Here is an 11,794-nt window from a genome sequence, read left to right on the forward strand (position 1 = left end):
TCTGCACAACGTGACGGCGTGGAGAAGTTCGTGGTCGGCGCGGTGATACATTCAGATGGGTCTGTGCTGGTCGTCACTCGTAGCGAACTGGACGACTTCCTGCCTGGGATCGATGAACTGCCCTCTGGTGGCGTTGAGGTCGGGGAGTCGCTCACAGCGGCGCTTGATCGTGAACTGCTCGAAGAAGTCGGATTCGAGTCTGTGGTGATCGATGGCGACTTCCTTGAACACTTCGACTATAGATCCGCTTCGGGGAGACTGACGCGACAGCTCACAGTGTCAGTGCCGTTGGCCGATCGTATTGTGAAGCTCTCGGACGAGCACGTCGCGGCTCGATGGATCACCGCAAGGGATGTTATTGGTGCGTCATGTACGCCAGAGATTCAGGGCGTGATCGAGACACGGTTCCTCCGCTGAGGTCTCCCGTGCTTGCCGAGCGTGTGGTTTGAGACGTTGTTCCGTGCCGGAACTCGGTGGAGTTCCGGTTCATCGAGTGGTGCCCACACTCTTGACTCTTCCTATAAGTGGAAGATATCCTCGTGTTCTATGAAGAATATCGCACCGCAGCTGACGCCTTTCGTGCGCTCGGATGCCGTTGGGGCGATTCTGGCCGAGACTCTCGGGCACCCTGAGCGGGAGTTTACGCTGGCAGAGCTTGGGCGGCGCACGGACACGAGTGGCCCGGTCGTGCACCGCGAAGTGGGGCGACTGGTCGACTCCGCCGTGCTTCGTGACCGGTATGAGGGGCGAAACCGTCTCGTGAGTGCGAATGCCGACCACCCATTGTTCGCTCTGATGCGAGATCTGATCGCGGCGACCTACGGGCCGGTGCCGGTCTTGCGTGAGCTCTTCGACGGGATCGACGGGGTGGAGGAGCTGCTGATCTACGGATCTTGGGCCGCGCGCCGGTCCGGGGAAAGCGGTGAGTTTCCCAACGACTTAGACGTCCTCGTCGTGGGGGAGACGCCGCGGAGGACGCTCTCGGGGATTGCGGCCGAAGCAGGTGACAAGCTCGACTTGCCCGTGAACATCACGCGTATCGTACCGGTTGACTGGAACTCTGAGGACCCGTCGCCGTTCGTCTCGACGATTCGGTCACGCCCCTTAGTCGATGTGAGGTCCGGTGAGATCCTTGCCTGAGATCGTCAATCAGATGCTCGTGAACCGAAGACTGGAGCGTGTGGAGCGGAATCGCGAGCATGCGCTGGCTGTGGTCGTGACCGCAGAACGCCATATCCGTACGGCGGAGCTGCTTGCTGATACCGACGATCACGCGATGGCGTTCACAGCCGCGCACGATTGTGCGTAAATCGCTCGTCGCGGCTCTTGCTGCCGAAGGACTCCGTGCCCGACCCGTCGGCGGAGCTCATCGCAAGACCGGGATCGCGGCAGCGGGCTTCGTCAACGACAGTGCGTTGGGCGAGTTTGAATGGGTGCGTCAGGTGCGCAACGCGACTGAGTATCCCGACGACGATCGACCGACAGCGACGAACCAAGACGTGGCTGAAGCGATCACCGCGGCCGTTCGGATCGTCGATGTCTGTGCCGAGTACGTGCGTCGCGACGGGTAGTCGACGAATTTGGGTGCAGTTAGTAGCTCGCATCGGCTTCAACACGGCGGAAGAGTTCTGGATGAATCTGAAGTCGAGCTGCGGGCTGCGTCGTGAACGTCGGGTGCTGCGCGACAGGATCTCTGCGATCACACCTCTCGTAGTCGCGCAGCCGTTCGACTCTTCGCGGAATCCGGTCTGCCGAAGGTTCCGCTTCAACGTCTGCGGCAGAGGCTGGGGCACTGTGGCAACGACAGCTTGAGCTGTCACTGCACTTCCCCGGCTCAGAACGCCCGAATAGTTGCGGAGAGGCCGGACGGCTCTGGACGTGTGCGGATGGAGTGCGGCGGCGATCAGCCCCTAGACAGCTCCTCGCGGACGATCGCTGTTCCCGCACTCAAGGCGCTCATCTTCGCGAGGGCGACGTCGCGCGCGAAGGGGGCCATGCCGCAGTTCGTGCTTGGAATGAGCTTGTCGGCGTCGACGAACTTCAGAGCCTTGCGCAGAGTCGCGGCGACCTCCTCCGGTGTCTCAATGGTCTCGTTTGCCACGTCGATGGCACCGAGCATGACCTTCTTGCCGCGGATCAGTTCGATGAGGTCCATCGGGACATGGGAGTTGTGGCATTCGAGCGAGACGATGTCGAGGCTCGAGCGCTGCAGGAGGGGGAAGGATTCCTCGTATTGGCGCCACTCGGACCCGAGGGTCGTTTTCCAGTCGTTGTTCGCCTTGATCCCATAGCCGTAGCAGATATGCACTGCGGTTTCGGCCCGCAGACCTTCCGCTGCTCGTTCGAGCGCGGCGACTCCCCAGTCCTTCATCTCCTCGAAGAAGACATTGAATGCCGGCTCGTCGAACTGGATGATGTCCACTCCCGCCGCCTCCAGATCCTTTGCCTCCTGATTGAGGACCGTGGCGAATTCCCAGGCCAGCTTCTCGCGGCTCTTGTAGTGGTCGTCATAGAGTGTGTCGATCATCGTCATCGGTCCCGGCAGCGCCCACTTGATCGGCTGATCGGTCTGCTGGCGGAGGAACTTCGCATCGTCGACGAAGACCGGTTTCTCACGGCTCACGGCGCTGACGACTGTGGGCACGCTTGCGTCGTAGCGATCGCGGATCCGAACTGTCTCGCGCTTTTCGAAATCGACTCCGCTGAGATGCTCGATGAACGTCGTCACGAAGTGTTGGCGGGTCTGCTCTCCGTCGCTGACGATGTCGATGCCGCGGTTGGTCTGCTCATGAGTCGAGATGCGCAGGGCATCGTGCCTGCCCTCGACCAAGGCTTCGCCTTGGAGGTTCCAGGGGGACCAGAGGGTTTCGGGCTGCGCGAGCCAGGACGGCTTCGGCAGACTGCCGACGATTGAGGTGGGCAGCAGCGGCTGGGTCATCGTTTCTTCTCCTGCGGTCATGCGACTGGGACGGGGCGGTCGGACGCCCACTGCTCGAGCATCTCTCGGTGCGGGTTGACGAAAAACTCCTCCGTGAACTTTCCCTGTCTGGTGCCGAGCTGGTTGCGTTCGACGCGATCATAGGTGACCGGCATCTCCGAGAAGTCGTGCCGGTCCAGCGTCGGCCGGTAGACCTCTCCGGCGGCGGTATTCGCGTTGTAGATCTCGGGCCGATAGATCTTCTGGAAAGTCTCCATCGTGCTGATCGTGCCGATGAGCGCCAGATCGGAATAGTCGCCGAGGAGGTCGCCGCGATGGTAGAAGGCCAGCGGTGCGACGCTGCCCGGTGGCATGAAATACCTCACCTGGAGTCCCATCTTTGCGAAGTAGTCATCGGTCAGCGAGTAGTCGTCCTGCTGGTATTCGAACCCGAGAATCGGGTGGTGATTCTCGGTCCGACGGTACGACTTGCTCGTGGACACGCTGATGCAGATCACGGGTGCCGTCTGGAACCGTTCCCGATAGGCAGCAGAATCGAGGAAGTGTTGGAATAGTTTGCCATGCAGATCACCGAAGTCATCGGGGACCGTGAACTCGGTTGCGGCCTCATTGGCAGCCGGCAGCCGCACGCTGAAATCGAAATCGCGGACAAAGGACGAGAAATTGTTCCCCACGATCCCGGGGTAACGTTTTCCAGTCAGTCTGTCGATGATCTGGATATCCAGGACTTCGAGCAGCGGGAACTCCTGTTCCCGGCCGCCCGAGGTGAAGTGAAGTCCTCCGGAGACGATGTCGAGTTCGAGGACATAGCGATCCCGGTCGGGATTGTCCCAGGACGCGAGTTCGTTGAAGCGGCGATTGATGATGCTCAGAGCAGTGCGGAGGTTCTGCTGGCGGTCCTCGCCCCTGGCGAGGTTGGCGAAGTTCGTCGTCGCTCGGGTGCTCTCCGACGGCGAGTAGTCCTCGTCGAATCGAGTCGTGGTGATGCTGAATGAGAACTCAGGTGTCATGGACGTCCAATTCGGTGGGTGTTCGGCCGGTTGTGGTCGCTGGCATGTCTGTGATCCATCCTGCCCGTCCCCTGTGGTCATCGGGTAACTCGGGGGAACTATGGATTCCTATAGCCTTGATCTATGTCTCGAGGTCTGAAGAACATCACGCTGCTGCAACTCCAGTACTTCATCGAGGTCGCGTCGGAGGGATCGATCACCGCCGCCGCCGATCTCCTCTATGTCTCTCAGCCGACCATGTCTGCCGCGATGAAAGACCTGGAGACCCGTGTGGATCGCGCTCTGCTCGTCCGATCCGCCCGCGGGGTGACGTTGACTGACGACGGTGTGGAGTTCCTCGGCTATGCCCGGCAGGTCGTCGAACAGGTGGAACTCCTCGAGCAGCACTACCTAGGGCGCCCACCGTCCCGGCGTCTGCTCGGAGTCTCGGCGCAGCACTACTCGTTCGTCGTCGATGCTTTCGTTCGGATGGTCAAGGCCAGCGATGCTGCCGAGTACGAGTTCTCACTGCGAGAGACGCGTACCTGGGACATCATCGAAGACGTTCGCACGCTCCGCAGTGAGCTCGGCATCCTCTACCGCAACGACTTCAACAGGAAGGTCATCGATAAGCTGCTGCGAGATTCCGGGCTTGCGTTCCACCCGCTCTTCCTCGCCTCCCCGCACATCTTCATCTCTCGTACGAACCCGCTTGCCTCCCGCCGCCGCGTCACCCTCGACGATCTCGCCGCCCTGCCTCGGCTCACCTTCGACCAGGGGGCGAACAACTCGTTCTCCTTCGCCGAGGAGATTCTCTCCACCCTGTCGAGCAAGCAGGAGATCCGGGTTTCTGACCGTGCGACCATCTTCAACCTGATGATCGGGCTCGACGGCTACACCATCTCGACGGGCATCATCAGCGACGATCTCGATCCGGCCATTGTCGCGATTCCACTCGAGGTCGAGGAGCGCATCGAGATCGGCTGGATCGATCATTCCGGGATCCCGCTGACCGAACAGGCGCAACGCTACCTCGACGAAGTACGGGCCGTCGTCGGCGGTTTCGGCATTGCGCTGCTCGATCAGCCGTGACCGAGGACAGCGCCGAGGCGGTCTCGAATAGCCGTACGACTCGCTGCGCCCCTCGCTTGAAGACCACCTCGGTGCAGGGGCCGTGCGCTCTGGGGTTGCAGATCGCGGAATCCGCGAGGAGATGAGTCCTGTGGCCTCAGCTGCCGCCGACCTATTCGAGGCAGTGAGGCCACGTCTGACTCAGGCCCTGGCCGAATGCGTCGGGATTCGAGAGCTGGAAGCGGTGGGACTTCACTCCGACGTTGAAGTGGCAGCCTCGTTGGACGTCTCATGGGTGGAACTCAGATTCGACGTCTAGTTGTACTTCCCCGTGAGGTTGTGAACACGAGCTGATGGTGTGAGTCCGCCAATACCGGTATGGGGTCGATGGAAATTATAGTCATGGACCCACGCCTCGTAGGCCGCTGCACGCTCGGCTTCGCTGGCATACACCCTCGTATAAGCCCACTCGGCATCGAGAGTCCGGTTGAATCGCTCGACCTTCCCATTCGTCTGTGGTCGGTAGGGTTTCGTTTTGCGGTGTTTCACACCCTCACCAAGAGCCTCCGCGAAGGCCCGAGAACGGTAGCAGGATCCGTTATCGGTCATCACTGCCGTGACCTGAACACCGATACTCGCGAAGAACTCGTCCGCACGCCGCCAGAACCCGGACGCAGTATCCTTGCGCTCATCATCGAGGATCTCGGAGTACGCGACTCGCGAGTAGTCATCGACAGCGTGGTGAAGGAACCGGTACCCACGCGAGCCCGCAGCTCCGGCCCGGGCGGCACGACCTCGATGGGAGCCGACTTTCCTGTCCTGAGCTGACCCACGCCCATGAGCACGCCACCCGCCCCCGTCGGGGATCCGGCCCTGCTTCTTGATATCGACATGGACCAGGCGCCCGGGAGCCTCGACCTCGTAACGGATCGGGGCCGGCTTACGCACCGGCAGCCCGGTCATCTGGTCGACATGAGCCAACAACGGCATCTGGTACCGGTTCAGGACTCGACCGACAGTCGAGCGTGGGATGTGAAGGTGGTAGCTGATCCGGTGCGGACCCCACCGCCGAGTGATCCGCAACGCGAGGATACGTCGTTCCCGTTTGGTCGACAGTCGTGCAGGGCTGTGGTGTGGTCGGCTCGAGCGGTCGTCGAGACCATCGCCTGCACGGTGTCGACGCACCCATCTGGACACTGTTGCCGATGAGACTTGGAAGCGTTCGGCGACTCGGCGCTGGGACCATCCATCATCGATGACGAGAGCGACAAGGCGGCGTCTGCCCTCGATGGTCAGTGGTGCGTTACGGTGTGTCATGAAGACCTCCGGGACTCGATCATGAGTGTGGTTACCCATATCGGTATCGGAGGTCTTCGTTGTGTTTCAACTACCGTTCACAACGTGTCGGGGAAGTACATCTAGTGGACGGCGACCGTGTCACCGAGTATCGAGATCTTTCAATTGATCGGTGATGCTGCGTGGGCTGCGTCCCAGGAGTCGCGTGAGCGTGGGGTCCGAATCCGAGAAATGCCCGCTCCTTGTTGCCTGGAACATCGACAGGGTGAAACGCGCGACCTCCTCGGGCGTACCGCGGGAGATGGCGTCGGCCACCCACTTCTTGTCGTCCACGACGACGCGCTCGATTCGGCGTCCGGCGATCTCGGACGCGGAAGCGGCGAAATCCGCGAGGGTGACCGGCTTGGGCAGCGTCAGGTCGATCGGGCCCTCGAACGGTTCATCCGCAGTCAGAACCGCAGCAGCGGCCTCCGCCGCGTCGCGGCGATCAATCCAGGAAAATGGTCCATCGGCGGGCATAGCGATCTCGCCGGTTTCTTCCCACGCACCGAGCAGCTGAGCCGGGTCTCCGTAGAAGCCGTTTCGCAACGAGGTCCAGGCTGCTCCCGATTCTGATAAATACTGTTCCGTGGCCGCATGGATTCCGAGCGGCGGGTAGGGAGTGTCAAAGCCTGCTCCGTGGGTGCTTGTGTACAGGATCCGCTGAGCCCCTGCACCGACGGCTGCATCGATCGCCCTGCGGTGTTGTGCGACGACGTCGGCAGTAAGGTCGCTGGAGGACACCAGGAGAACCTGTTCGGCGTCCGCGAACGATTGGCGCAGAGCCGCTGGATTGTCATAGCTCCCCTGCCGTACGCGGACTCCGTGATCGGCCAAATGGGTCGCACGCGAGGGATCGCGTACGCTGACGCCGATCTGCTCTGGCGGAATCCGCTTCAGAAGGTGGTCGACTGTGGCTCCGTTGAGAGTGCCTGTCGCTCCGGTGACGATGATCATCTGAATTCCCGTTCGTGCGAAATATGAACTGACGTCGTGCTCAGTGCGCACGTCAGAGCTGCTGTCATGATTGAAATTGACTCATAAGGTCAACTTGCGTGGCCCCATTCTGCACCAAGTTGACTGCTATGATCAAGTTATTTGTCGCTGTGGGAGGGAGCGTCATCGTGTCTGATCCAAGTGGTGTGCAGTCTCTTCGCTCGGATGCTCGCCGGAATGTCGACCGGATACGACGTGCGGCGGTCCAGGTGTTCCGGGAGCGGGGGTTCTCTGCGCCCCTCGAGGAGGTCGCCGCAGTCGCAGATGTGAGCAAGGCGACGATCTTCAATCGACTCGGCGGGAGAATCGGGCTCATCGATGCCGTCATCGACGAGGTTGTTGCGGTGGAGCTGCAGACGGTCATCGAGGAGATGCGGTCCATCGGCGAGGTCCGAGAACGTATCTGCTCGTATATCTATGCGTTGCGTGACCTGCAGTATCGAGTTCCTGCGGTCAATGATGTTCTCCTCCAGGAGTATCGCGACTCCGAGCCGTTGCTGGCCCTGTGCCATGCCGGAACGGAATTCCACGACAGCCTTGTCGCTCAGGGGCACGCCGCCGGCGTATTGGTCCCCGCCTTCACAGCAGAAGACTTCCAATCACTTGCCCGCGACAATGCTCTCGTCCTCAAGCACGGGGGCCGACCGCCTCGAGCCGACTATGACCGCCGAACCGCATTCCAGATCAGTGGGATCTGCAGATCGTCCAATATGCCCGACTAGCCTCGCGACATCGATGAGGCTGACTCAGTGCAGGGATTCTCTGCTGACCTCGGCTGCGCTCCCATGGCCGTGGACGCAGGCCGATTCATCTGGGTTGTGAGAATCGGACTGCGTTAGAGTGGCCCCTGGCGTCAGGAGGTGACCGCCACGATGAGATCTGCTGCAGCGGGAATCTCAACCCGACAGATCGGAAGGCGAGGACCGAAGATGACAGCCAGCAAGAGTTCGTCACAGCCCGCGGTGCCCCAGCGCGCGGCCAATACAGTTCGGGCAACGGGTCTCATCCTCGCGCTCGTGTTCGGTGCGATCGCTGCGGTCATCGGCCTGGCATCGCTCATTCCCGGGCTTGGCCCGTTCAGTTCCGCTGCGGCCCGGTTTGCGCCGACGATTGCGCCGATGGCGACTGTGATCGGAGCGATTGTGCTTGGGTTGGGAATCGTCTGCCTGCGCCGAGGCCGGCGAAGGACCGGAGCTGTGGTGACAGGATTCGGAGTGGTGAGCACGATCGCGAATCTGGCTGTCGTCATTGTGCTCCTCGTCGCCATCACCTCGGCCGGTGGTTCGGTGAACCTGTTCACTGCGACGTTCGGACTCTCGGCGATCGACTCGGCATCGCCTAATCGCAAGGAAGTGTACGACAAATCCAGCTCAGGCGATGACCTCTCCGTATCGATCTACGAACCTGAGAGAGCGAAGGGTTCAGCTCCGACGATCATGTACGTCCACGGAGGCGGTTGGATCGCAGGCGAACCGAACGCGGCGAGTTCAGAGCTCCGTGAACTCGCCGATCACGGCTACCTGGTCGTATCGGTCGAATACGAACTCGCCACCCTGGATAACGCCACTTGGCAGAGCGCACCGTCGCAGGTCGCCTGTGCGGCAAGCTGGATTCAGACCCACGCAGACACGATCGGTGCAGACACCGATCGTCTTGCGTTCTGGGGCGAGAGTTCGGGCAGCAACATGGTCGCCAATACCGCCGGTGCCGCAGCGCAGGGCGACGCCGAATCGTCCTGCGGTGGGAAGGTTCCGGTTCCGGCGGCGGTCATTGCCGACTACCCCGCGTTCGACGTGACGGGCCTCTACGAGAACGCCCCCACCGGGCCCGGCGCGGGATCCGGCACGCGCCTGTTCGCAACCAGCTACACGGGTGGCACACCGGAGGAATATCCGGAACGCTACTCAGTGGCCGATTCCGTCACGCATCTGAAAGCACCCGCGCCGCCGGTGCTCATGATGACAGCGATGCGCGATGACGTGATCACCCCAACCGACCAGCTTTCATGGGCCGAATCGGCCCGAAGCCGCGGAGTCGACGTCACAACCGTGAAAGTTCCCCTCGCCAATCATGCGTACCCGCAGAAGGCGAAGAACTCAATCGGCAGCCAGGGACACCTGAGCATCGCAGAGGCCTACTTATCCGAACAACTTCGCTAGCCACACGTCCGTTGTGGATCTCGGCTGTCCTGGCGGGGAGGCGTCGATGCAAGTATCGTGGAAACTGGCAGCACGTACGGTTGCCAGCACTTCCAGGTACCTAAGCCTGAATCATTGCGGAGAGCTCCGGTCGGCCCGGAACATGTCCAGATGGGGTGCGGCGCATTTCTGCGCCGTCTTCAACCGCCGGTGCGACACACCGGCTGACGTAAGGACATGACATGACGACCAAAGACGAGAAGAACCTGTCCCAGGTGATCGACAAGATCGCGAAGATGGACGAACCGGAACGATCGCTCATGCAGCGAGCGCACGAGATCATCGTGACCGTCGCCCCCAGTCTCAAGCCGCGGATCTGGTACGGCATGCCTGCCTATGCTCTGTCAGCGAGCACTCCTGCACTGGTGACACTGCGCAATGACGAGCGGGTCAACCTGGCCCTCACCGAAAAGGTCGACCTCACCCCAGCCGGTGGTTCCGATGGAACGCTGATGCCCGCCGCATGGTACTTCGACACTATCGATGAGGTCGCCGAGAAACGCATTGCCGAGATCGTCTGGACGGCAACCTCCTGACGGTGACGACCGCCGGGGCTGAGCCCGCAGACGACACTGCCTGCGACATTTGTGTCTGGGGCTCGGCCGCGCGGTCGGCGCTGAGCGTCTGACCTCCGATTGGCTATGGTGGTGCCTGAGGGACGAACCGGTCCCTTCTGCCATAAGAATGAGGAGTGATCGACTTGAGTTTCTCTGTCTATCTGTCCGGTGAGATCCACACCGAGTGGCGCGATGAGATCAAGCGCGGTGCCGAGGCGGCCGGTCTGGATATCGATTTCACCGCACCCGTGACCGACCATCCTGCCAGCGATGCTGCCGGTGACCACCTCGGCGAGAACGACAGCGCCTTCTGGCGTGATCACCAGTCGGCGAAGGTCAACGCCATCCGCACCCGGACCCTGATCGAAAAGGCCGATATGGTCGTCGTGCGCTTCGGAGACAAGTACAAGCAATGGAACGCCGCCTTCGATGCCGGCTATTGCGCGGCACTCGGCACACCCTATGTGACCCTCCACGATGCCGACATCGTGCATCCGCTCAAAGAAGTCGATGCCGAAGCCAAGGCCTGGTGCCAGACGACGGATCAAGTGGTCGAAACCCTGAAGTATGTTCTCAGAGACTGAACTCGATGAGTTGAGACCGCGAACGACCGAGGAGTGAAAACGGCCGGTCGCGGCCTCAGGACCTGCGCGTCGTGACGCTACGGCAGGGGATGATCACCCTTGATCTTGAAGAAGGATCCACGGATCTCCCCGGCGAGCTTCGACTTCTGACGGGCGAACTTGAACGCCGACAGCTCGGGAGGCACGTCCATCCCCTCCGAAAGTTTGAAGCCGACGGCCCGCTTGCCATCGTCTGCTCGTGTCCATAGGACATTGACTGCGAGCCCGGACTCGTAGAAGACGTGCACCCAATAGATGCCATCGACGTCATTGATGCTGACTTCGAGGGCAGGCGAGGTCGGTACGATCTCACGCTCGGAGTCAAGGATCTCCTCCACCCAGTTCAGGGCCTCCTGTACCTCGGCGGCCGGGGCCACGGCGAATGTGTGTTTGTATTTGTTGGAGAAGTACCGTGCCTCGTTGGCGCGCAGACCAGCCAGCGCCTCGGCGATGGGGGAGGATTCGAGTCCCGCGGTGGAGACATCGGTGAATGAAACGGCTTCGAACGGCATGGGTCATGGATATGCCTGATCCTGGATATCCGCCCACGACCGGGCCCACGGTCGTCAGGAAGGGTGAGAGACTCGCTCATGAGGCAGCGAATCCGCATGTCGCCGAGGGCCGATGAACATCTGTCAATGAACCTCTGAGGAGGAATGCATGCACAGCGGAACCGACGTCAAACCGTTCACACCGTCAGACCACTGGCTCAACGACTGGCCGTTCGACGTGTGGACCGTAGTTCAAGTCCGGGCCTCGATCACAGGTGCTGCCGCCGAGCGCGCGGTGCGCACGTTTCAGGCTGCTCTCAGGCCCGACCCCGATGCTGATGTCGCCGAAGGCACAGAAGTTCACTTTTGGGGAGGCTATACGGCGGAGACGTCTCCGTCGACTGGCAGAATTGGATGGCAGATCGTGCTCAAATCGTCGGGTCAGGACGGTATCAGCTCTGTCATCGGAGCGACTGACGACCTCGTCGAGGCGATTCGTCAGACGTCTGGAGAGGTGCGACTCACCTGGCATGAGGTGGCCGCGAGCCGGGCCGAAGGCCATTGAGCAGGTGAAAGCCTCCGTCCCCGCACCCAGG

16 protein-coding genes are annotated in these 11,794 nt (G+C 61.4%); 11 read left to right on the forward strand and 5 right to left on the reverse strand.

Translation table 11 applies throughout. The features are described 5' to 3' along the window. Window positions 1–18 precede the first annotated feature (18 nt). The 4 genes from ACOZ9V_RS07495 (at window position 19) to ACOZ9V_RS07510 (ending at window position 1,571) form a co-directional block, all read left to right on the forward strand. Window positions 19–417, forward strand: coding sequence for an NUDIX hydrolase (locus ACOZ9V_RS07495; RefSeq protein ID WP_139466834.1), 399 nt, complete (start codon window positions 19–21; stop codon window positions 415–417). 129 nt (window positions 418–546) lie between these two features. Continuing rightward, window positions 547–1,140 (forward strand): ArsR family transcriptional regulator, encoded by a 594-nt coding sequence (locus ACOZ9V_RS07500; protein WP_139466835.1) that lies wholly within the window; start codon window positions 547–549, stop codon window positions 1,138–1,140. Beyond that, entirely contained in the window at window positions 1,133–1,309 is a 177-nt protein-coding gene (locus tag ACOZ9V_RS07505) for a hypothetical protein (protein ID WP_180345507.1), read from the forward strand. Before ACOZ9V_RS07500 ends, ACOZ9V_RS07505 begins: the two co-directional genes overlap by 8 nt. Beyond that, window positions 1,302–1,571, forward strand: coding sequence for a hypothetical protein (locus ACOZ9V_RS07510; protein WP_434594883.1), 270 nt, complete (start codon window positions 1,302–1,304; stop codon window positions 1,569–1,571). Before ACOZ9V_RS07505 ends, ACOZ9V_RS07510 begins: the two co-directional genes overlap by 8 nt. 332 nt (window positions 1,572–1,903) lie before the next feature. Here the strand turns inward: ACOZ9V_RS07510 and ACOZ9V_RS07515 are convergent, their stop codons facing one another. Together ACOZ9V_RS07515 and ACOZ9V_RS07520 are read right to left on the reverse strand one after the other, a co-directional pair. Further along, window positions 1,904–2,938: a methionine synthase gene (locus tag ACOZ9V_RS07515; RefSeq protein WP_139466837.1), complete on the reverse strand. Its 1,035-nt coding sequence runs from the start codon at window positions 2,936–2,938 to the stop codon at window positions 1,904–1,906. Between the two features lie 17 nt (window positions 2,939–2,955). Beyond that, window positions 2,956–3,948 carry a putative oxygenase MesX gene (locus ACOZ9V_RS07520; protein WP_139466838.1) on the reverse strand — a complete coding sequence of 331 codons (993 nt, stop codon included), beginning with the start codon at window positions 3,946–3,948 and terminating at the stop codon, window positions 2,956–2,958. A gap of 123 nt (window positions 3,949–4,071) precedes the next feature. Here ACOZ9V_RS07520 and ACOZ9V_RS07525 point away from each other — a divergent pair, with 123 nt between their 5' ends. Further along, window positions 4,072–5,019, forward strand: coding sequence for a LysR family transcriptional regulator (locus ACOZ9V_RS07525; RefSeq protein WP_139466839.1), 948 nt, complete (start codon window positions 4,072–4,074; stop codon window positions 5,017–5,019). A 43-nt stretch (window positions 5,020–5,062) separates the two neighbouring features. Continuing rightward, window positions 5,063–5,317 carry a 2-phosphosulfolactate phosphatase gene (locus tag ACOZ9V_RS07530; RefSeq protein WP_139467400.1) on the forward strand — a complete coding sequence of 85 codons (255 nt, stop codon included), beginning with the start codon at window positions 5,063–5,065 and terminating at the stop codon, window positions 5,315–5,317. On the opposite strand, the gene ACOZ9V_RS07535 is transcribed toward ACOZ9V_RS07530, so the two are convergent. Next, complete coding sequence (locus tag ACOZ9V_RS07535) at window positions 5,314–6,315, reverse strand: IS481 family transposase (RefSeq protein ID WP_434594887.1); 1,002 nt, start codon at window positions 6,313–6,315, stop codon at window positions 5,314–5,316. The genes ACOZ9V_RS07530 and ACOZ9V_RS07535 overlap by 4 nt on opposite strands. A 120-nt stretch (window positions 6,316–6,435) precedes the next feature. Next, a complete protein-coding gene (locus tag ACOZ9V_RS07540) occupies window positions 6,436–7,290 on the reverse strand; it encodes an NAD(P)H-binding protein (RefSeq protein WP_181270394.1) in 855 nt (284 codons plus the stop codon). A 167-nt stretch (window positions 7,291–7,457) separates the two neighbouring features. On the opposite strand from ACOZ9V_RS07540, the gene ACOZ9V_RS07545 reads away from it, so the two are divergent. The 4 genes from ACOZ9V_RS07545 to ACOZ9V_RS07560 all read left to right on the forward strand — a co-directional run bounded on the left by ACOZ9V_RS07545 (window position 7,458) and on the right by ACOZ9V_RS07560 (window position 10,668). Beyond that, entirely contained in the window at window positions 7,458–8,051 is a 594-nt protein-coding gene (locus ACOZ9V_RS07545) for a TetR/AcrR family transcriptional regulator (protein ID WP_229663894.1), read from the forward strand. A 207-nt stretch (window positions 8,052–8,258) separates the two neighbouring features. Continuing rightward, a complete protein-coding gene (locus ACOZ9V_RS07550; protein WP_434594890.1) occupies window positions 8,259–9,488 on the forward strand; it encodes an alpha/beta hydrolase fold domain-containing protein in 1,230 nt (409 codons plus the stop codon). 221 nt (window positions 9,489–9,709) lie between these two features. Continuing rightward, a complete protein-coding gene (locus ACOZ9V_RS07555) occupies window positions 9,710–10,063 on the forward strand; it encodes a DUF1801 domain-containing protein (RefSeq protein WP_139466843.1) in 354 nt (117 codons plus the stop codon). 164 nt (window positions 10,064–10,227) lie between these two features. After that, a complete protein-coding gene (locus ACOZ9V_RS07560; protein WP_139466844.1) occupies window positions 10,228–10,668 on the forward strand; it encodes a YtoQ family protein in 441 nt (146 codons plus the stop codon). A gap of 77 nt (window positions 10,669–10,745) precedes the next feature. On the opposite strand, the gene ACOZ9V_RS07565 is transcribed toward ACOZ9V_RS07560, so the two are convergent. Then, complete coding sequence (locus tag ACOZ9V_RS07565) at window positions 10,746–11,219, reverse strand: phage tail protein (RefSeq protein WP_172168946.1); 474 nt, start codon at window positions 11,217–11,219, stop codon at window positions 10,746–10,748. Between the two features lie 148 nt (window positions 11,220–11,367). Between ACOZ9V_RS07565 and ACOZ9V_RS07570 the strand changes: the two genes are divergently transcribed. After that, window positions 11,368–11,763: a hypothetical protein gene (locus ACOZ9V_RS07570; RefSeq protein ID WP_139466846.1), complete on the forward strand. Its 396-nt coding sequence runs from the start codon at window positions 11,368–11,370 to the stop codon at window positions 11,761–11,763. Window positions 11,764–11,794: the final 31 nt, after the last annotated feature.

It is taken from the genome of Brevibacterium sp. 1718, assembly GCF_051131255.1.
Lineage (GTDB): Bacteria > Actinomycetota > Actinomycetes > Actinomycetales > Brevibacteriaceae > Brevibacterium > Brevibacterium sediminis.